Annotated in this window: 10 protein-coding genes; 9 read left to right on the top strand and 1 reads right to left on the bottom strand. The window is 66.9% G+C overall.

What is annotated here, in order from left to right; all coding sequences use genetic code 11:
• The first annotated feature begins 3 nt into the window (after positions 1-3).
• The 8 genes from rutC (at position 4) to EOD43_RS20200 (ending at position 20,198) form a co-directional block, all read left to right on the top strand.
• On the top strand, positions 4-390 hold the full coding sequence (gene rutC / locus EOD43_RS20235) for a pyrimidine utilization protein C (RefSeq protein WP_127745869.1): 387 nt from the start codon (positions 4-6) through the stop codon (positions 388-390).
• Positions 387-1,178, top strand: coding sequence for a pyrimidine utilization protein D (rutD, locus tag EOD43_RS20230; RefSeq protein ID WP_127745868.1), 792 nt, complete (start codon positions 387-389; stop codon positions 1,176-1,178). Before rutC ends, rutD begins: the two co-directional genes overlap by 4 nt.
• A gap of 154 nt (positions 1,179-1,332) precedes the next feature.
• Positions 1,333-2,406, top strand: a complete 1,074-nt coding sequence (gene rutA, locus EOD43_RS20225; RefSeq protein WP_127745867.1) for a pyrimidine utilization protein A — start codon at positions 1,333-1,335, stop codon at positions 2,404-2,406.
• Positions 2,403-2,900: a YbaK/EbsC family protein gene (locus tag EOD43_RS20220; RefSeq protein ID WP_127745866.1), complete on the top strand. Its 498-nt coding sequence runs from the start codon at positions 2,403-2,405 to the stop codon at positions 2,898-2,900. The genes rutA and EOD43_RS20220 overlap by 4 nt, the downstream gene beginning before the upstream one ends.
• 232 nt (positions 2,901-3,132) lie before the next feature.
• The gene (locus tag EOD43_RS20215) at positions 3,133-4,929 is read left to right on the top strand and encodes a ShlB/FhaC/HecB family hemolysin secretion/activation protein (protein WP_127745865.1); all 1,797 of its coding nucleotides are present in this window, start codon (positions 3,133-3,135) and stop codon (positions 4,927-4,929) included.
• 35 nt (positions 4,930-4,964) lie between these two features.
• On the top strand, positions 4,965-15,974 hold the full coding sequence (locus tag EOD43_RS20210) for a filamentous hemagglutinin N-terminal domain-containing protein (RefSeq protein WP_164857375.1): 11,010 nt from the start codon (positions 4,965-4,967) through the stop codon (positions 15,972-15,974).
• Positions 15,971-19,183, top strand: coding sequence for a CHAT domain-containing protein (locus EOD43_RS20205; protein ID WP_127745863.1), 3,213 nt, complete (start codon positions 15,971-15,973; stop codon positions 19,181-19,183). Before EOD43_RS20210 ends, EOD43_RS20205 begins: the two co-directional genes overlap by 4 nt.
• A 148-nt stretch (positions 19,184-19,331) precedes the next feature.
• Positions 19,332-20,198, top strand: a complete 867-nt coding sequence (locus EOD43_RS20200) for a CPBP family intramembrane glutamic endopeptidase (protein WP_127745862.1) — start codon at positions 19,332-19,334, stop codon at positions 20,196-20,198.
• Here EOD43_RS20200 and EOD43_RS20195 read toward each other — a convergent pair.
• Positions 20,195-20,389, bottom strand: a complete 195-nt coding sequence (locus EOD43_RS20195) for a hypothetical protein (RefSeq protein WP_127745861.1) — start codon at positions 20,387-20,389, stop codon at positions 20,195-20,197. The genes EOD43_RS20200 and EOD43_RS20195 overlap by 4 nt on opposite strands.
• Positions 20,390-20,553: 164 nt before the next feature.
• On the opposite strand from EOD43_RS20195, the gene icmH reads away from it, so the two are divergent.
• The gene (icmH, locus tag EOD43_RS20190) at positions 20,554-21,357 is read left to right on the top strand and encodes a type IVB secretion system protein IcmH/DotU (protein WP_127745860.1); all 804 of its coding nucleotides are present in this window, start codon (positions 20,554-20,556) and stop codon (positions 21,355-21,357) included.
• Position 21,358: the final 1 nt, after the last annotated feature.

Raw genomic sequence — 21,358 nt, 5'->3', positions numbered from 1 at the left:
CGCGTGCCGTTCGAGCCGATCAATCCGCCCCAATTCCCCACCCCGATCGCGCCTTATTCGAGCGGCGCAAAGGCGGGGAACACGCTCTACGTCTCGGGCATGCTCGCGTTGGGCGAGGGCGGGGTGGTGCTGCATATCGGCGATGCGGCGGCGCAGACGCGGCATGTGCTGGACGCGATTAAGACGACGGTGGAGGCGGCGGGCGGCAGCATGGCCGATGTCGCGTTCAACCACATCTTCCTGAAGGACTTTGCCGATTATCCTGCGATGAACGCGGTCTATGCCGAATATTTTCCGGGCGCGAAGCCCGCGCGCTACTGCATCAAGGCCGATCTGGTGAAACCTGATTGCCTGGTCGAGATCGCCAGCGTGGCGCACCTGCCCGCATGAGCGTTTCCGGGGGGCTTCACTGGGAAGCATTTGGGCAGCCGGGGGCGGAGCCGCTGATCCTGTCGGCGGGGCTGGGCGGATCGGGCGGTTACTGGGCGCCGAACATCGCCGCGCTCGCGCGCGATTATCGTGTGATCGTCTATGATCATCGCGGCACCGGCAAATCGGATCGCACGCTCGAGGGGCCGGTCAGCGTCGATACGATGGCCGACGACGTGATCGGGCTGATGGACGCGCTGGGGATCGAAAAGGCGCATTTCATGGGCCACGCGGCGGGCGGGGTCGCGGGGCTGGCGCTCGCGCTCAAGGCGCCGCAGCGATTGTGCCGGCTGGTGGTCGTCAACGGTTGGTCGAAGCTCGATCCGCATTTCGCGCGCTGCTTCGACATCCGCCTCGAAATCCTGCGCAACGGCGGGCCGCGTGCCTATCTGCGCGCGCAGCCTCTGTTCCTCTATCCGGCCGAGTGGATCTCGCGAAACCTGGGCCTGCTCGACGATGAACTGGAACAGCATCTCGCCAGCTTCCAGGGCGCGGACAATCTGTCGAAGCGGATCGCGGCATTACGCCTGTTCAACATCGATGCGCGGCTGGGCGAGATCGGCGTGCCCACGCTCGCGCTCGCGGCGGAGGACGATATGCTGGTGCCCGCCAGCTGTTCGCAGCGTATCGCCAACGGCATTCGCGGCGCGCGGCTTACCCTGTTGCCCAAGGGCGGCCATGCCTGCAACGTCACCGTGCCGGAACGGTTCGACGATATCGTGCTACGCTGGCTGAAGGCGTTTGATTGAACCACCGACATCCTCCCCCGCCAGGGGGAGGTGGCGCCAAAGGCGACGGAGGGGGAGGGCGGCGACCAAATGGCGTTTCGCGTCCTCCCCCTCCGTCAGCTACGCTGACACCTCCCCCTGGCGGGGGAGGATGAGAATGGATTGAGGTGAGGCGATGCAGGTCGGTGTCTTCGTTCCCATCAACAACAATGGCTGGCTGATCTCGACGACGTCGCCGCAGTACAAGCCGAGCTTCGATCTGAACAAGGAGATCGCGGTCCGCGCGGAAAGGCACGGGCTCGATTTCCTGCTGTCGATGATCAAACTGCGCGGCTTCGGCGGCAAATCCGAATTCTGGGAATATGGTCTCGAAAGCTTCACGCTGATGGCGGGCCTCGCCGCGGTGACGGAGCGGATCAAGATCTTCGCGACCTGCCCGACGTTGGTGATCCCGCCGGCCTTCGCCGCGCGGATGTGCAACACGATCGATTCGATCAGCCACGGCCGCTTCGGGCTGAACCTGATCACCGGCTGGCAGCCGCCCGAATATACGCAGATGGGGGTGTGGCCCGGCGACGAGCATTTCAGGAACCGGTACAAGATGCTCGACGAATATGCCGGCATCCTGCGCGAGCTGTGGGAGACCGGCGTCTCCGATTTCAAGGGCACCTATTATCAGATGGACGATTGCCGCGTCCGGCCGCAGCCGACCGGCGACATGAAGATCATCTGCGCGGGGAGTTCGGACGAAGGGCTCGCCTTCTCGGCCAAGTGGGCGGACTATGCCTTCTGCCTGGGCAAGGGCGTCAACACGCCGACCGCCTTCGCCTCCAACAACGAACGGCTGGCGGCGGCGACCGCGAAGACGGGGCGCGACGTTTCGATCTTCGTGCTGGTGATGATCATCGCGGCCGAGACGGACGAGGAGGCCTTCGCCAAGTGGAAGCATTATAATGACGGCATCGATCTCGATGCGATCGACTGGCTCGCCGATCAGGGCGCGAAGGACACGCACAATACGACGACTAACGTCCGCCAGCTTGCCGCCCCCGAGGGCGCGATCAACATCAACATGGGCACGCTGATCGGCAGCTACGAAAATATCGCGCGGATGCTCGATGAAATGGCCGAGGTGCCGAATACGGGCGGGGTGCTGCTGACCTTCGACGATTTCGTCGAAGGGGTCGAGGCGTTCGGCACGCGCATTCAGCCGCTGATGAAGTGCCGGCAAAACGTGGCGACCGCATGAGCGCCGAATCCGTCCGCGCGTTTCTGGCCGAACATGCGCCCGATGCCGAGATCATCGATCAGGGCGCCAGCACCGCAACCGTCGAAGAGGCAGCCGCCACTTTGGGCGTCGAGCCGGGGCGGATCGCCAAGACATTGTCGGTGCGCGTGGGCGACCGGGTCGTGCTGGTGGTCGCGCGCGGTGATGCGCGGCTCGACAATCGCAAGGTCAAGGATGCGCTGGGCGGCCGCCCGCGCATGCTGGGCGCGGAGGAGGTGATGGCGCTGACCGGCCATCCGGTTGGCGGAGTCTGCCCGTTTGGTCTGGCGACTCCGCTCGCGGTCTATTGCGATCATTCGCTGCGCGATTTCGACGAGGTTTTCCCCGCCGCCGGATCGCGCACCAGCTCCGTCCGGATCACGCCGGATCGTCTTGCCGCCGTCACGGGCGCGACCTGGGCGGATCTTTGCCGTCCGCCCGAAATCGAGTCCGGCGAGGGCCTGCCCCCCACATAGGGGAGGATCGCTTCGCCCGTGCTCGATATCCGCCGCCGGCGGGTTGAACAAACATAGTCGTCGCAAGCGGTTGCATGCATCATTCACTGTCCGGATTCGGGCCGGAAATGTCGTATTTCTGCTGCGCGCGCTCGTTTGACTCGACCATCGGGTAAGGTTTACCAACCGTTAAGCGGCAGGGGTGCCGCGCGATCTGTCCGGCTGCGGTCGGTCAGAGGGCGTGAGGGGGAAGATGACAAATCGATTCGTGGCGGGCCGCGCGCTCGCCAATGCCGCGCGTGCAGCCGTCATTCTTGGCCTTGCTACCCCCGCTATGGCGCAGGTCGCTCCGCCTCCCGTCGCGCCCGCTGGCTCCGTGCCGCAACAGGATCAGCTCGATCTTCCCAAGCCCCAAAGCGCGGCCCCCGCATCGCGTGCCACGGTCGACAGCCGCAAGGTGCAGGCGGCGCCGTGCCCGCTGGCGGATTCGGATGTGCTGGTGTCGATCAGCCAGGTCGAGTTTACGGGCCCCAATGGCGGCGCGCTGCCCGAAGGGTTCGGCGCGCTGCTGGCTGGCATCGCCGCCAGCCCGCCGTCGGGCGAGCAGAAGGTCGCCGTGGTCTGCGAGATCCGCGATCGTGCCGCCGCCGTGCTGCGCAAGGAAGGCTATGTCGCCTCGGTCCAGATTCCGCCGCAGCGGATCGAGAACGGGCAGTTGCGCCTCGAAGTCGTCGCCGCGCATATCACCGAGGTTCGCGTGCGCGGCGATGCCGGCCGCTATCGTCGCACGCTGGCCGCGCGCATCGAGAAATTGAAGGCGCTCAATCCGCTCAACGAGCATGATGCCGAACGCATCCTGCTGCTCGCCGCCGACGTGCCGGGGCTCGAGGTGCAGCTCACCCTGCGCCCCGCGGGGACCGAGCCGGGCGCCGTCATCGGCGACCTGACGATCGCCGCGCGCCGCGCGACCGTGCTCGCGAACGTCCAGAATTACGGTTCGCACCAGCTGGGCCGCATCACGATGTACGGCCGCACCGATCTCTACGGCCTCACCGGCCTGTCGGACGTGACGTCGATCGGAGGGCAGGTGACGGGCGATCTGCAGGAGCAGCGCGTGCTGCAGGCCGTCCACCAGATGGGCCTTGGCAATGACGGCATCACGATGTCGCTCAACGGCACCTATGCCTGGTCGCGCCCCGATCTCGGCACGCTCGATCTGCGTGCGGAATCGGCGATTGCAGGGATCGAGTTCAACGCGCCGATCGTGCGCAGCGTGCGCAAGAGCCTGTTCGTCGGTGCCGGCGTCGACATCAGCGAGCAGCGCACCCGCGTCTTCGGCGGCAACAATGCCGCGGGCAATGCCAGCAGCAGCCCGCTGAACCGCGATCGCATCCGCGTCGCCTTCCTGCGGCTGACCGGCATCCGCCGCACGCCGACGCTCGACGGCGGCGACGCCTTCTACCTCGCGGGCCGGCTGGAGGTCCGCAAGGGGCTCGACATCCTGGGCGCGACCAAGATGGGGCTGCAGACCGGTGGCGGCTATCTGCCCTCGCGGATCGAGGGCAGCGCGACCGCGTGGGTGGTGCAGGGCGATCTCGACGCGGCGGTGCAGGTGACGCCCGCTCTGTCCTTCGCCGGTTCGGCGCGCGGGCAGTGGGCGAACGATCCGCTGCTCAACTATGACGAATATTCGATCGGCAATCTGACGATCGGCCGTGGCTACGATCCGGGCGCGAACAGCGGCGATCGCGCGATCGGCGTGCGCGGCGAGGCGCGCGTGCGCTGGTTCAACACGCCGCGCCTGCGGGTGGAGACGTTCGGCTTCTACGACCATGTCTGGCTGTGGAACCTCGACAGCTCCGCGATCGAGGATAATCGCAAGCTCGGTTCCTATGGCGGCGGCGTGCGCGTCTCGCTGCCCGGCATGGCGACGCTCGACGTCATGTACGCCAAGCCCACCGATCCGCCTTTGCTGTTGCCGGGGGTGAAGAAGGCGTCCGATCGCCTGATGCTGTCGCTGACGGCGCGCTTCAATTCGGGGGGCAAGTGATGCGTAGCGAGAAGCAGGCTATGGGGAGCCGCCCGGTGAAGATCCGTCCAGCGAAGATCCGCCACAAGCTGTCGGTTTCGACGATCCTGATGACCGGCATGATCGTAGTCATGCCGCAGACGGCGCGCGCGCAGGCGTTGCCGACGGCGGGCGATGTCGCGAACGTCGCGATCTCAGCCGAGGTCGGTGGCGCGATGCCCACCATCTCCAATCCCACGGCGACGAGCCTGCAGGTCGATCTGGGCGCCAATCGCACGATCATCGACTGGAACGGCTTCAACATTCCGACCGGCAATTCGGCGAACTTCACCGATGTCCGCACGGCCGGAGCCGGTACGACGCCGGTGGCGGTGCTGAACCGCGATATCAGCGGTGTCGGATCGGTGATCGATGGTAGCCTGACCACCACGACTCCGAACATCTCGGTCTATCTGCTCAACACCGCTGGCATCACCATCGGTACTGGCGCCAACGTCAATGTCGGTGCCCTGATCGCCAGTTCGCTCAACATCACCAACGACAATGATTTCCTGAACGGGTTGAACACGCTGCGCTTCATGGGCGGAGCGAACGACACGACCGGTGTGACGATAAATGGCGGGACGATCCAGACCGCCAGCAATATGGTGTTTCTGGGCGCGACGGTGACCCAGGACATCGGCGCAAGCTCGACGGCGACGGGCGGAAGTGCCGCTTTCGTTGCGGGCACTGACATCACGATGACGGCGAGCGTGGGCAGCCCTCTCGCCTTCCAGATCAATCGCGGCACCACGGTTGCGAACGCAATCACGGCAAGCGGCACGATCAACGGCCAGAACGTGACGCTGGCGTTCGCCACGCAGGATGCCGTCGCCGCTGCCACGCTCAGCGTCGACGCCAACATCACGGCGACGACCGCGACGGCGACCGACCGGGGCGTCGTGCTGGCGGCCGGCACGGCGGCGACGGGCGTGACCTTCGGGGGCACCGAAACCAATGGCGATGGCGCGGTCGTAGGCGGCGGCGACATCACGTCGAGCGGCACGGTCGATATCACCGGCCGCAATGGCGTGCTCCTCGTGGGCACGCTGACGCTGAACGGCGTTTCGACGGTTTCGTCGGCGACGGGGAACGTGACGCTGACGGCGGTCGAAGGGATGACCAACGGCGCGGGCGCGCTGACCGTCACCGCGTCGTCGGGCGTCGCGTCGCTGATCGGGGCGATCAATGACATCGCGTCGCTGACGATCGCCGGGGCGACAGCCGTGACGCTCGACAACGGCACGGTCGTGACGACCGGCGCACAGAGCTACACCGGCGCCGTCACGCTGGGCGCGAACGCTTCGCTCACCGGCTCGACCGTCAGCTTCGCCAGCACCGTTAACGGCACGCAATCGCTTTCGATCACCGGCGACGCCAGTTTCGGCGGCGTGGTTGGCGGCACCAATGAACTGACCAGCCTCAATGTTTCGGGCCTCAGCTCGATCGGTGCCGACATCTCCACCAGCGGCGCGCAGACTTATACCGGCGCGGTGACGCTGACGGGGGGCGCTACACTCGCCAGCAGCAGCGGCGGTGTGATTGGTTTCACCGATACCGTCGACGGTCCGTTTGGCCTCACCGTCACCAGCGCCGGCGCGAAGAATTTCGGCGCGGCGGTCGGCGGCAATGCGTTGCTCACCTCGCTCACGACCAGCGGGGCCGGCACCACCACGATCCGCAGCGTCAGCACCAGCAACGCACAAAGCTATGGCGATGCGACCACGCTGGGCGCCGATGCGATTTTGACCGGTAACGGCATCACCTTCTCCAGCACGCTCGACGGCGCACAGGCGCTGACGATTGCGGACAGCGGCACGACCACCTTCGGCGGGGTGGTCGGCACGGTGGCGCTCACCTCGCTCACCACCAATGCGGGCGGCACGACCGCGATCAATGGTGGATCGATCACGACCACGGGCGCGCAAACCTATAACGACGCCATCACGCTGGCCACGAACAACGCCACGCTGACCAGCAACAATGCGGGTGCGATCAGCTTCGACAGCACTATCAACGGCGCGCGGGCGCTGACGGTCAACACCGGCGGCGTCACCGCGTTCAACGGCGCGGTGGGCGGCACTGCTGCGCTCACCAGCCTGACGACCGATGCGGGCGGCGGCACCTCGATCGGCGCGAACATCCGCACCGCCAACGCGCAAAGCTATGGCGACGCGATCACTCTGACGGGCGATGCGACGCTCAGCAGCACGGGCAACAGTGCGTTCAACTTCACCACCACGATCGACGGCGCATTCGGGCTGACGGTCACCAGTTCGGGCGATACGACCTTCGGCGCGGCCGTAGGCGGCACCACTGCGTTGACGGGCATCAGCACCAATGGTGGTGGCACGACCAATATCAACACGGGTTCGATCCGCACATCGGGCGCGCAGAGCTATCTCGACAATGTCGTCCTGGGCGCCGACGTCACGCTCACCAACGGCGGTACGGCGGGCTTCTTCGGCACTCTGGACAGCAGCGGCGGCAACAATTTCTCGCTGACGGCGGGCCGCGTGCGCTTCGACGGCGCGGTCGGCGGGACGGAGGCGCTGGGTAACATCAGCGTCGGCGTGGCGGCGATCAACGGCGGAGCGGTCACCACCACCAGCACGCAAAGCTATGGCGGTGCGGTCACGCTGGGTGCGGACACAACGCTCACCAGCACAAGTGATGCGGGGATCAGCTTTACCGATACCGTGAACAGCCTCGCGGCCAACCGCTCGCTCACGCTGGCGACGGCGGGGACGACCACCTTCGGCGGCGCGGTCGGCGGTTCGCTGGCGCTCAGCACTTTGTCGGTCGGCGGCACGTCGAGCATCGGCGCATCGATCGCCTCGACGGGTGCGCAGACCTATACCGGCGCCGTCACCCTGACGGGCACGAGCACGATCAGCGGCGCGGGCCTCACCTTCTCCAGCACCATCAACGGCGCGCAGGCGCTGACACTTACCGATAGCGGCGCGACCAGCGTGACCGGCGCGATTGGCGGTAACGCAGAACTCGCCAGCCTTACCGTCAATGGCGGCGGTACGCTCGCGCTGACGGCGGGTAGCGTGACGACCAGCGGCGCGCAGAGCTATGCGAACCGACTGCTCCTGGCGGCCGACACCACGCTGACGAGCAATAGCGGCGGCGCGATCACGCTGACCGGCGGTGCGCAGAATGCCTTCGCGCTCACCACCGGCACCGATGGCGCGACTTCACTCAGCGGCGGCGTCGGCACCACGGCGGCGCTGACATCGATCACCACCAACGGCGCCGGCACGCTCACGCTCGGCGGCCAGTTCAATGCGACGGTCGGCCAGAGCTACAATCAGTCGGCGACGACGCTCAGCGGCCTGGTGCAGATCACCGGCTTCTCGAATTCGGACGTCACCTTTGCGGGCACGGTCGATGGCGCGGCCTCCGTGGTCATCAACACCGGCGGCGCGACCACCTTCACCGGCGCGGTCGGCAGCAATAGCGCGCTGACCAGCCTGCAAACCGACGCTGCCGGCACGCTGGTGCTGACCGCGGGCAGCGTGACGACCAGCAGCGGCCAGACCTATGGCGAAAACATCACGCTCGCGGCCGATACGACGCTCACGAGCACCGGCGGCGGCGTGCTGTTCAGCGGCACTGTGGATGGCGCCCAGACGCTGACCATCAGTTCCGCGACCACCAGTTCGTTCGGCGCCGCGGTCGGCAACGGCACTGCGCTGGCCAGCTTTACCAAGAATGGCGCCGGCACGATGCAGGTCGTCGGCGGCCTCGTTCGCACCACGGGCGCGCAGACCTACAATAGCGGCACGTCGTTCACGACCAACGCAACGCTGACCAGCACCACCGGCGGCGACATCCTGCTCAACAGCGGTTCTGTCGGCACCAACGGGTCGCAGACGCTGACGATCAACACGCAGGGCAACAGCCGGATTTCGGGCGCCAGCAACCTCGCCTCGATCACTACCGATGCGGGTGGCACCAACACGCTCAGCGGCACGATCTCGACCGTCGGCGCGCAGACCTATAACGGCGCGATCACGCTGGCGGCCAACACCATGCTCACCAGCACCGGCAATGCCGACTTCATCTTCGACAGCACGATCAACGGCGGCTTCGCGCTGACCGTCAACACCACGGGCGTGACGACCTTCGGCGCGGCGGTGGGCGGCACGACCGCGCTGACGACGCTGACGACCAATGCGGGCGGCACGACCAATATCAACGGCGGTTCGATCGCGACCAGCGGCACGCAGACCTTCAATGACGCGGTCGTGCTGGGCGCGAACACGACGCTGACCAATGGTGGCCTTGCGACCTTCGCCAGCACGCTCAACGGCGCCTTCTCGCTCGGCGCGAACGCCGTCAGCTTCGGCGGCGCGGTGGGCGGGACCAGCCCGCTAAACAACCTGACTGTCACTACGGCCACGGTCAATGGCGGTTCGGTCGCGACCGTCGGCGCGCAGACCTATAGCGGTGCGGTGACGCTGGGTGCGGCGACCACCTTGTCGAGCAGCATGAGCGGCAACATCGCCCTCAACGGCGGGACGAGTGGCGCGTTCGGTCTGACGATCAACACCGCAGGCGTCACGACGATTGCGGGCGCGACCGGCGTCGCATCGATCACCACCGATACCGGTGGCACTAACACGCTGGGCGGCACGATCTCGACGACGGGCGCGCAAAGCTATGGCGGCGCAATCAACCTGGCGGCGGATACGACGCTGGTCAGCACCGGCAACAGTCCCTTCAACTTCGGGAGCACGATCGACGGCGGCTTTGCGCTGACCATCACGTCGTTCGGCGCCACGACCTTCGGTGCGGCCGTGGGCGGCACGACGGCGCTCGCCAGCCTGACGACCACCGACTTTATCGCCACCAATATCAACGGCGGTTCGGTCCGCACCACGGGCAACCAGCGATATTACGACCTCAATCTGGGCGGCACGACCACGCTGACCAGCACGGCGTCGGGCGATATCGCGATCACCAACATCGTCGCCGGCACCGGCACCGTCGGCCTGACGGTCAATACCGCCGGCATTTCGACGATCAATCGCGCGTACGACCTCACGTCGCTCACCACCGACGCGGGCGGCACGACGGCGCTGGGCGGCGACATCCAGACCAGCGGCGCGCAAACCTACAACGACAATGTCACGCTGATAGCGGATACGACCACCAACAGCGGCAACGCCGCGATCACCTTCGCCGGCACCGTGAATGGCAACCAGCGACTGACGGTCATCACGAACGGGACGACCACATTCGGCGGCGCGGTGGGCGGGTCGACCGCGCTCAGTTCGCTCCTCTTCTTTCCGGGCGGCACGCTCAATCTGAACGGCGGCGGGGTGACCACCACTGGCGTCCAGAATTATGCGGTCAACGCCGTCCTGGGCGCGAACACCGCGCTGACCAGTACCAATTCGGGCGCGATCTCCTTCGCTGGCTCGGTGGATGGCGCGTTCGCGCTGACGGTGAACACTGCCGACACGACCACCTTCGGCGGCGATGTCGGCGGATCGACCGCACTTCAGAGTCTCACCACCGATGCACCCGGTTCGCTGGTTCTGCAGTCGGGTCTGGTCACGACCACCGGCCTGCAAAGCTATGGCGACAGTCTTAACCTTTCGACCGATACGATCCTTACCAGCACCAATGGTGGTGCGATCACGCTGGGCGGCACGGTCAACGGCGCCTACGGCCTGACGGTCAATACGACGGGCGCCACGACGTTCAGCGGCATCGTGGGCGGCGGGAACGCCCTGACGAACCTGACGACCGACGCGGGCGGCACCACCACAGCCCACACGGTCACAACTACCGAGAACCAGACCTACAATGATGCGCTGCTGCTGACGGCCGATACGACGCTCACCAGCACGGCCGGCGGTACGATCGACATATTGGGCGGCGCGGACGGCGGCTTCGCACTCACGCTGTCGAGCGTTTCGGCCACGCTGGCGGGCGGCGTCGGCGGTACCGCGCCGCTCACGTCGATCACGGCCGAAGGCGGCGGCTTCCTGACGCTGAACGGCGCGATCACGACATCGGGAGCGCAGAGCTACGATCACGCGACGACGACACTGACGGGCACGACCACGCTGGCGGGCAGCACGGTCGGCTTTACCGGCACGGTCGATGGCGCGTTTGCGCTGACGGTCAACGCCAGCGGCGCGACCAGCTTCGGTGGCGATGTCGGCGGCACCGATGCGCTGGCTTCGCTCACCACCAATACGGGCGGCACCACAACCTTCGCGACCGGCCTTGTGACGACCACCGGCGCGCAGACCTATGGCGACAGCGTCTCGCTCGTCGCCGGCACCACGCTCACCAGCACCACCAACGGCAATATCTCGCTCAACGGTGGCGTGACAGGCGCGCAGACGCTCGCGCTCGATACGCAGGGCACGTCGAGCATCGTCGGCGCGACCGGCCTCACCTCGATCACCACCAATGCGGGCGGCACGACCTCGCTCTCGGGCACGATCGCGACGACCGGCGTGCAGACCTATAACGACGCCGTCACGCTGGCGGCGTCGACGACGATCACCGGCACCGACATCAATTTCGTCTCGACGATCAACGGCGCGCAGGCGCTGACGGTCGGCGGCACCGGCACGACCACGTTCGGCGGCGCCGTGGGCGGATCGACCGCGCTCGCTTCGCTCACCGTCAACGGCGGCGGCACGACCAGCATGACAGGCGGCGCGATCACCACGTCGGGCGCGCAGACCTACACCGAAGCCGTCACCGCAACGGGCGCCGCTACGTTCAACGCGGGCGGCGCGCTCGGCTTCACCTCGATCAGCGGCGACAACAGCCTGTCGCTGACGGGCGGCGGCGTCACCGGCTCGACCCTCAGCGGCACGGCGGTCACGGTCGCCTCGACCGACGGCTCGGTCACGATCAACGGCGCGGTGACGGCATCGGCGGGCGACTATACCGTCACCGCCACCCGCACCTCGCCCGGCACCGCGACCGTCACTCTGGGCGACGGCACCACCATCCTCCAGCAGGCGACCGGCGCCATCTCGATCAGCGGCCGTGACGGCGTGACGGGCAGCACCGGACTGACGCTCACGTCCAACTCGGGCGGGGTGGCGGACGCGGGCAACACCCGGACCGTCACGCTGGCGAGCAGCGCGGGCGAGATCAACTTTGCCGCTGGCTCGACGTTGAACGGTGGGACGGCTCAACAATCCAATATCGTCGTGAATACGAACGATGCGAGCAAGGCCGTCCAGCTTGGCAACATCACGGCGAAGTCGGTGACGGGCCTTGAGGCGCGGCTCGGCACCGTGACGATCGGCAATGCGACCCTCTCGGGTGGTATCGATGTTTATACGGGCGGCGTTCCCGCCAATGGAGACATCGCCGTCGGCGATATCGTCGCGGCGGGCGGCGTGCGGTTGCGTTCATTCCAGGGCGGTGTGACGGGCGGCAATCTGACGGGTAGTTTCGTTGAAGTCAGTGGCGGGTTGAATGTAACAGCGGGCGATATCGTTGCGACGTCGACTTTCGCTCAAGTTCAGTCGACAACGGGATCGCTGTCGGTGGGCGATGTCACGGCCGCCAGTGGCAGCGTGACATTGGAAGCGAGCCAAGCGCAGGGCACGGGCACCCTAACCGCAGATGACGTTCAGGCCGGAACGAGCCTGACTATTCGGGGCGCAGGCGGTGTTACGCTGACGAGCTTCAATGTGGGCGGGGCCGCGTTGATTTCCGCTGGCCGGGAGAATGTCACCGATGGCGATTTGATTTTCGGCAGCGGCACCGCGGCCAGCGTCACGTCGAACACCAAGGGGAATATTCGCGCGGATTCAGTCACGGGGGCGATCTCGCTCGACGCGACAGGATCGATCACTGGCAGGGCGATCAGCCCTGTTGCGGACGGACGGCCCGCTCCCGATTTCGCGCGTATTGTCATCAACGGCGGTTACAAGCTGAGTGCCACCGACATCGTGCAGGCGATGGCGACGACCGCGAATGTCGACTCGCTGTCGGGCGGGGCCATCGACATCATCGCACCAAGCTTCAGCTTCGGTATCGGCTCGACCCCGCTCTTTGGCGGCTCCGCGAAGCTTCTGGCTACAGCGGGCGGCATCAGCTTCTCTCCCTTTGGGGCAATAACGCTTCGCACCAGCGCCGATTTCACCGCGAATGGCGGGAATATCAGCTTCAACTCGTTGCAGGCCGGTCAGGCGGCGGCTGGCACCGTCAATCTGACTGCGAGCGGGAGCATCAGCGCCGGCGCGATCGCCAATGCGCGCGGCTCGATAAACCTCAATGCGGGTGGAAACATCGACGTCGGGCCTTTCGTGAACGTCAGCATCGGTAATGCGCCAGGTTCGCTCAGTTCCAGCGCGGACACGATCATCGTTGCTGGCGGCGCGCTCAATCTCGATGGCAACGTCACCGCGGGCGGCGATTATGTCGCAGACGCAGCCAGCATCAATCTGAACGCCTCTGGTCGAAATGTTACTCAGGCGGCGGCAGGTCGCGTTCGCCTGACGGCAACCAACGGCAATCTCAATGGCGGTGCGGGCCTCACGCTCAGGTCGGACAGCGACAATGCGGGCGGTGGGGCGGTGCTGCTGCGCGCGACGGGCGGCAATATCGCCTTCGCGTCGAGCAGCACGATCAATGCCGGTGCCGATATCCTCGGTATCGGTCTCGCGACGGGTGGATCTTCGCTGTCGCTCGGCAATGTCAACGCGCAGAACCTCCTGGCGGTCGGCGCGAGCGACGGTGCGACGTCGGCGCTCGTCACCAGCGGTCCGATCAGCGCGACCGCGATCACGACGACGCAGAGCCTGTCGCTGCGCACCACCAATGGCGTGATCGGCATCGGGACCGTGACGACGGGTGGCGACGCGACGCTAAGTGCTTCGAGCGCGCTGGCAGTGGATCAGGTGAATGCGGGCGGGGCGGTGACGCTGGCGGCCGGAACCACGCTTGGCGGGGTCAGCGGGCGGACGGGCATCGCCGCTGGCGGCGCGCTGGCGGTCAATGCGGGCGGGGCGGCTTCGCTGGGCACCGTGACGCACGGCGCGGGCGCGGCCACGATCACGGCCGGCTCGGTCGATCTGGCGACCACGACCGCTTTGGCGCTCGACAGCCTGACCGCGACGGGGGGCAATGCGACGATCGCGGCGGGCGGTAACGCCGTCACGCTCGGCTCGGCTGCGGCGACGGGCAATCTCACGATCACGGCGGGTGCGATCACCATGCCAGGCGCGGTCACGGTCGGCGGCGATTATAGCCTGACCGGCTCCACGCTGGCGCTGGGCGTCGATGCCGATGCTGAAACGCAGGCAGCGGGCGGCAGGATCGCGCTTACCGCCACTGGCGGCGATATTGTCGGTGGCGCTGGCCTCACGCTTCTTTCGAACAGCGGCGGGGTGGCCGATACCGGCTTCGTCCGTTCGCTGAACTTGGATGCGGCCGGATCGATCCTGTTCGATGCGAGCAGCACGATATCGGGTGGTACCAATCGGCAGAGCGTGATCGGTCTGCGTACGGCAGGTGCTGCGCTGACGCTGGGCACCGTCGCGGCGCGCGGGGTGCGGCAGGTCAATATCGGCTTCACGACCTATTCGACCCCGGTGACGACCACGGGCAATGTCAGCATCCAGTCGCTGACTAGCACCGAATCCTTCGGGCTGAACACGACGGCGGGCACGATCGGGCTGACCAGCCTGACCGTCACCAATGGCGATGCGGCGCTTGCTGCCAACAGCGCGACGATCGGCAATGCGGTGGCCTCGGGCGCGCTCACCGTCACGACGCGCGCCGGCGATCTCAGCTTCGGGCAGGGCGGTGGTGGTACGACCACGACCTTCGATGTCGCGGGCGTCGCCAATCTCGCGTCGGCGGGGACGGTGTTTGCGGGCGGCGCGACGCCGGCGACGGCGAACCTGCTGCGGCTCACGGCGCGCGATGCGAATATTCAGGGGGCGGTGCGTGCCTTCGGCGTGACGGTCACCAGCCGCAATCCCGGCCTGATGCGTCTGGGCGAAAGCACCGAGGGAAGCGCCGGCTTCGATCTGTCGACCGCCGAGGTCAATCGGATCGCGTCGACCAACCTGACGATCGACGGCGCGACGCGCGGCGTGAAGATCGGGGCCTTCGCACTCGCCAACACCGCAGGCAGCAAGACGTTCGAGGTGCTGACCACCGGCCAGATCGACGTCACCGGCACCTTCCAGACCAGCGGCGCCAACCGCACGATCCGGCTGGGCGGCAATTCCAGCCTGATCCCGGCTGTCACCGGCCAGGCGACGACGACCGCGGACAAGGCCAGCTTCATCCGCGTGGCGGCAACGTCGGGCGGTGGCGGGCGGCTCTACATGGGCGATGCCGATCTGGATCTGCGCGCGATCCGCGTCGCGGTGGGCCAGGATGCGGGCTTCATCAGCGTGATCGACGATCTGGCGGTCGGCGAAGTCGTCAACCGCTTCGTCGCGCAGCCGAGTTCGGCGCTGTTCTCCCCGATCAACGGCGGCGGGCAGGCCTATACGCTGCAGGATCTGGTCAAGGCATCCAGCATGTCGATCAGCTTCACCGATTATGCCCTGTTCCAGAATACCGGCCTGTCGAGCGACACGGCGGGCGTGGTGCTGAACAAGGAATCGGGCGTCGCGCTGCGGCTGACGTCGAGCGGGTCGGGCGCGGCCAACGCCTTTGCGATGTTCGGCACGATCAACGGGCGGAGCGCCAGCGCGGCCGCTCTGCTCGGCCCCGACGTGATCGTCGTCGATGATCTCAACCGCGGCAATACCCGCCTCAACGGCTGTCTGGTCGGGTCGGGCGGTGGCGGATGCCTCATTACCTCGATCACCCCGCCGACAGTGGGCGTGTTCGATCCCAACACGATCAACCTGTTCCGCTCCGCCGACGATCTCGCGCTCGCCTTCGATCCGGTGGTCGGCGCGAATAACGAGGCGCTCTTCTCCGATCTCGGCACGATCGATTTCGTGCCGGGCACCGAGGAGGGCGATTGCGACGGGGATGAGTGCGCCAAGGAAGGAGCCGACCAGTGAAGGCCGCATCGTTGATCCGGGCCGCCGGCTCGCTGCTGATCGTCGCTGGTCTGCTGGGCGGCTGCGCCGTCACGCAACCGACCCTGCCCGATCGTTTCGCGGTGGGGCGTGACAGCAATGCCAATCGCTGCACCGCCAGCCGCAGCTGGAACGATCCGCAACTGACCAGCCAGTTCGACAGCGCCTATGCCATCGCCTGCGAAGGCGTGTCGGCCAGCCGCGCTATGGCGTCGATCTCGATCGTGCCGGCCAAGGCGCGCAAGGCGGAGAAGGTGGAGGATTGCGGCGCGCCGTCGATGGTCGATGTCGCCGGGATCGGCCCGGTCGAGGCGCGGCGCTGCAACGATCAGGCGCTCGCGGCGCGCGCCGTGGTGGTCAGCTTCACGCGCAGCGGCACCTCCTATCGCGGTGCGGCGGTGTCCGCGGTGATCGATCCGATGGCGCGTGCGCTGGCGGCGCTGGCGACGGGCAAGTTGCCTGCGGCCGATGTCGCGATGGCCCCGTCTGGCATCAACGTCGCGTCGCTGGCCGATGCGCCGGCGGTGGCGACCGCGGCGGGCGATGCGACATTCGATCCGGGCATCCCGCTGCGCGACGGCATCTCGCTCAACCGCCAGGGTCTGTATGCGGAGGCGTCGCGCGTGCTGAACGACGCGCTCAGCCGCCTGTCGGACGGCACGGCGGCGAGCGTGAAGGTCGAGTTGCTGCTCGAAGCCGCATTGGCCGATTCGAACATCCAGTTCGGCGAGGCCGCGAGCGATCATTTCGCGCAGGCGGAAACCCTGCTCGCGACGATCCCTGAAAGCGACCAGACCGCCTTCCTCCAGCGCAAGCGTTCCACCTATCGCGCGCTCGATGCGCTCAACCGGCGCAACTGGGGCCGCGCGCTCGCCGCGCTCAACACCGCGCAGGCGAGCTTCCCGCTCGAAAACCCCGCGCTGATCGCGGAGCTGAACCGTCCCAAGGCGAACGACGTGTCGTCGGCGGTGTCGAGCCGGTCGTCGGCGCAGCTTTCGCAGGTCGTGCTCGATGCGCAGCGCGGTTGGGCGATGAGCGTGGCGTTGCTGTCGCAGAACGCGCCCGGCGCGCTCGACAAGGGTAAGGATGCGCTGCAGGATTCGGCGATCCGCGTCGGCGGCCTGCTCGGCGATCCGCAGGTCAGCCCGGCGGCCTTGCTGTGGCTCACCGCGCAGATCGAGCGCCAGTCGGGCCGCATCGATGCGCGCGCCGCCGAAGCCATGACCGGCGATGTCCGGCGTCAGGGCTATGCCAAGGCGGTCGGCAAGTTCGATTGCGCGCTTGCGGCCCTGCGCGCCGGCCATCCGAACAGCGAGGCCGCCTGCGCGATCCCGCTCGACGGGGCGACACGCGCGCGACTCATCGCGGCGGCGGGGCAGGGCATGGGCCCGGTCATCCCCGAAACCCAGATCGAACGCGCATCTTTACGCGAACAGGCGGGCGATCCGGCGTCGGCGGTGCTGGCCGATTATAGCCAGGCGATCGAAACCCTGCTCGCCTCCGGCCGTGGTGGCGCATCGGCGCCGTCGCGGCTCGAAGATTATCTCGACCTGCTGATCAAGACCTCAAAGGGCGAGGGGGCGGAGGCCACCGCCGCCACCGACAGCTTCTTCCAGGCGATCCAGGCGGTCGGCGAACCCGGTATCGCGCGCCAGCTGTCGCAGCTGCAGCAGGTCGTCTCCGCCGACAGCGGCACCGCGATGCTGCTGCGCCAGCGTGCCGAACTCAACCGCGACATTGCGGGCCTGCGCTACCAGATCGCCGACGCCAATGCTGACCCCGCCGCGCGCGCCGCGCTCGATGAGACGCGCAAGGCCAAGGAAGGCGAACTGATCGCGCTCGAGGACAAGTTGCAGAGCAACCGTCGCGCGCAGGCGATCGATGATCGTCCGGTCACGATCGCGGAGGTGCAGGCGAAGCTCGCCGCCGACGAACTCTATTTCAAGCTGTCGGAGATCCGCGCACGCACCTACGGCATCGTCATCGCGAAGACCGGGGCGACGATCTACGCGGCGGGAGAAAGCTCGGCGAACCTGCGCAAGCTCGCGCAGATCGTGCGCACTTCGGTGCGCCTGCCTGATGGATCGCGCGCGCCGTTCAAGGTGCCGGAGTCCTATGCGCTGTTCAGCCTGATCGCCGGCCCGGCCGAACGCCAGCTGGCCACCGCCAAGGCGATCGTCGTCGATCCTTCGGGTCCGCTCGCGAACCTGCCAGCGTCGGTGCTGGTGATCGATAAGGCCAGCGTCACCGCCTATATCAACGGACCGCGTCTGCAGGCGAAGGGGATCACCGATCCGATCCGCCGCCGCGCGGTGCTCAACGATTATAGCCAGGTCAACTTCCTCGCGAACGAGGCAAGCCTGTCGATCGCGCTGTCGCCGCGTTCGTTCGTCGATACGCGCGGCCTGCCCGAATCGACCGCGAGCAATCCGTTCATCGGCTTCGGCAATCACGGCCTGCCGATCGACGCGGTCGATGCGAACCGGACAGAGCAGATCGGTCTCGGCTGCCCCGTATCGCGCGCCGAACTCGCGCGCATTTCGGAGGCGAACGAGCCGATCGACGCGCGCAAGCTCGATATCGCGGCCAGCTCGCTCGGCGTGCCGAATGCGCCGCGGATCACGGGGGAGGCGTTCACCGACACCGCCGTGCTCAACCGCGACGATCTGAGCAGCTATCAGGTCGTCCATTTCGCGACCCACGGCCTGCCCGAAATCAAGCTGGGCTGCGCCACCGTGCCGCCGTCGCTGCTCACGACGCTGGGGCCGCCGCATTCGGATGGCTTCCTGAGTTTCAACGAAGTGGCGGGCCTGCGCCTCAACGCCAATCTGGTCGTGCTGTCGGCCTGCGATACGGCGGCGTCGGCCAGCCGCGCGTCGGCGCGTCGCAGCGGGCAGGAAGATAGCGGCCGATCGCTCGACGGCCTCGTCCGCGCCTTCCTCACCGCCAATGCGCGCGCCGTGCTGGCGACCTATTGGCCGGTGTCGGTGGCTGGCGAATCGGACGAGCTGTTCAAGACCTTCTACACGCGCGGCCGGACCGAAGAGATTGCCGACGCGCTCCACGATGCGCAGCGCGGGCTGATGCATCAGCCGGCTTATTCGCATCCTTATTTCTGGGGCGCCTATTTCGTGGTCGGCGACGCGAGCAAGACGATGCTCGACAAGCCGCATACGGTCGCCGCCAAATAAATCGTTTCTGCTCCGTTACCACGCAGCCGTGTCGCCTTGTCAGGCGGCACGGCTTGTGACTTGATGCACAGCGCGGGCTTTGAGGATGGGGGATAAGCCCGCCTGTGGGTAGCGACACCGGCGAGAATCGCCGGGCGTGGGGGTGGACATGGCGACGATCGCGGGCGACGACCGGCATAGGGGTCGCAAGACCATCCTCAAATTTCTGATTCTCGTGGCCGTCGCGACGTTGATCGTGATGGGCTGTATCGAAGGGGCGGGCGCCTTCCTCGATGGCCATCCCGAAATCGATGCGAACCCGCCGCTCGCCGATACGCTTTTCACCCTCGCGATCTTCGTGCCGCTGGCCCTGCTTGCTCTGGTCGGCTGCGCCTTTTCGCGCGTGCGGCCGCAGGTCGGCGCGCATCCGGCGCGCTGGGTCGGCCCTTCGTTCGCGATGGGCGTCGGCGGCGTCGCGATCGGCATGGGCTATGCCTGGCTGTGCGGCGGGTTGAGCGGTGGCGGGTCCGGCGGCGGGATCAACCTGTGGTGGTGGGGCGGCACCTTCCTGATCCTGTTCCAGACGACCACCGAGGAAATCTATTTCCGCGGCTGGATGCAGCCGGTGATCGAAAAGGTGTGGGGCGGGGCGGCCGCGGTGATGCTGACCGCTTTGGGCTTCGCGGTTGTCCATCTGGCGAGCGGCCCGCGCCCGCCTCTGACTTTGTTCAACATCTTCCTGGCGGGCGTCTTCTTCGGGCTGCTCACCCTGCGCTCCCGCGGTCTCCTCGCCTCCTGCGCGGCGCATTTCGCGTGGAACTGGAGCGAGCAACTGGTCCTCGGCCTCGATCCCAATCCGGCGGTCGGATCGTTCGGGTCGATCTTCGATTTCGAACTGACGGGCATGCCGTGGTGGGGCGGATCGACCGAGGGGCTCAATATGAGCCTGGGGACGAGCTTCGTGCTGCTCGCCTTCATCCTGCCGCTGGCGGTGTGGCGCTTCGGCGCGAAGCCGCCCTCAGCGCAATCGGTTTAGCGTGCGAGCAAAGCGGCGGCGGCCCCCAGCGCGAGGATCAGGCCCGATCCGCCCAGCGACATCGCGAAGCGCGATACATGGCCGCGTTCGATGATGGCGGGGGCAGGGCCGGCGGCGGGGCCGACATCCCAGGTCTTGGGATCGAAAGACAGATCGAAGTCAGACGACCAGCTCGATTCGTCACCCATCATGCTTACTCCCGCTACTAAACACGAAGCATTTGCTGCCCTCGTTCTTACGATAACGTGCCTTCCGACGAACGAAAAGCTGTGCTTTAAAGAGAATAAGCTGCGTCATCGTGGGGGAGTGATCGCGTGACGCGGCAATGCTTTAGGCTGGATAGGGGTATCCGATCATGAGCGCGAACGGCGAACAGCCGGCACCGAACCGGACGGTATTTCGTCCGTCGCCGCTACAGGGGCTGAAGACTGGCGCGACTCAGTTCAAGCCCGCGACGCCGATCACGCCCACTGCGCCGCCGCCTGCGGGTGCGCCCGGCCTTGCGCATGACGACGTACCCGAACCCGCCACCGCGCCGGTTCTGCGCAACACGATGATGGGCGCCGCCGCCCCGCTGCTCGCGCTGATCGCCAGCGTGCGGACGGGCCGGGCGCGCGTCGCCTTGCCCGAACTCAATCGCCGCGCCGCCACCGCGATCGGCGATTTCGATCGGATCGCGGCGGACTATTATCCCGAACAGCAATGCGCCGCCGCCCGTTACGCCTTGTGCGCGACGGTCGACGATGTGGTCGGCAATCTGCCGGGCATCGGCGCCGATGCCGACGAATGGAAGAAGCGGTCGATGGTCGCCACTTTCGTCAAGGACGATGTCGAGGAAGATCGCTTCTGGAAGTCGTGCGACAATCTGCTCGCCCGCCCCGATAATGGCCGCGACCTGATCGAACTGCACCACGCCTGCATCGCCGCCGGTTACGAAGGTCGCTTCCACCGGGACGAGGATGGAGCCGGCGCGATCCGCGGCTATATGGAGGGCCTCGTCGCCGGGCTCGAAGCGCCGCGCGCGGGGCAGCTTGTCCGCCAGTGGCGTGGGCAGAAGGCGCCGATGACCAAGGTCGGCTTCGGCCTCTATATCGCGCTCGCGGCGCTGGGCGCGGCGGTGCTGCTGATTGCGCTCTATGTCGTCGTCGGGAGGATGTGAT

The organism is Sphingomonas crocodyli, from assembly GCF_004005865.1.
In the GTDB taxonomy this organism is placed as follows: domain Bacteria; phylum Pseudomonadota; class Alphaproteobacteria; order Sphingomonadales; family Sphingomonadaceae; genus Rhizorhabdus; species Rhizorhabdus crocodyli.
Note: the sequence above shows the minus strand (reverse complement) of the source record. Positions and strands in the feature narration are given on the sequence as shown.

Bases quoted from the DNA above. Each gene is read 5' to 3' on its own strand.
- rutD (WP_127745868.1), top strand. From the start codon at position 387: ATGAGCGTTTCCGGGGGGCTTCACTGGGAAGCATTTGGGCAGCCGGGG.
- rutA (WP_127745867.1), top strand. From the start codon at position 1,333: ATGCAGGTCGGTGTCTTCGTTCCCATCAACAACAATGGCTGGCTGATC.
- EOD43_RS20220 (WP_127745866.1), top strand. From the start codon at position 2,403: ATGAGCGCCGAATCCGTCCGCGCGTTTCTGGCCGAACATGCGCCCGAT.
- EOD43_RS20215 (WP_127745865.1), top strand. From the start codon at position 3,133: ATGACAAATCGATTCGTGGCGGGCCGCGCGCTCGCCAATGCCGCGCGT.
- EOD43_RS20200 (WP_127745862.1), top strand. From the start codon at position 19,332: ATGGCGACGATCGCGGGCGACGACCGGCATAGGGGTCGCAAGACCATC.
- EOD43_RS20195 (WP_127745861.1), bottom strand. From the start codon at position 20,389: ATGATGGGTGACGAATCGAGCTGGTCGTCTGACTTCGATCTGTCTTTC.
- icmH (WP_127745860.1), top strand. From the start codon at position 20,554: ATGAGCGCGAACGGCGAACAGCCGGCACCGAACCGGACGGTATTTCGT.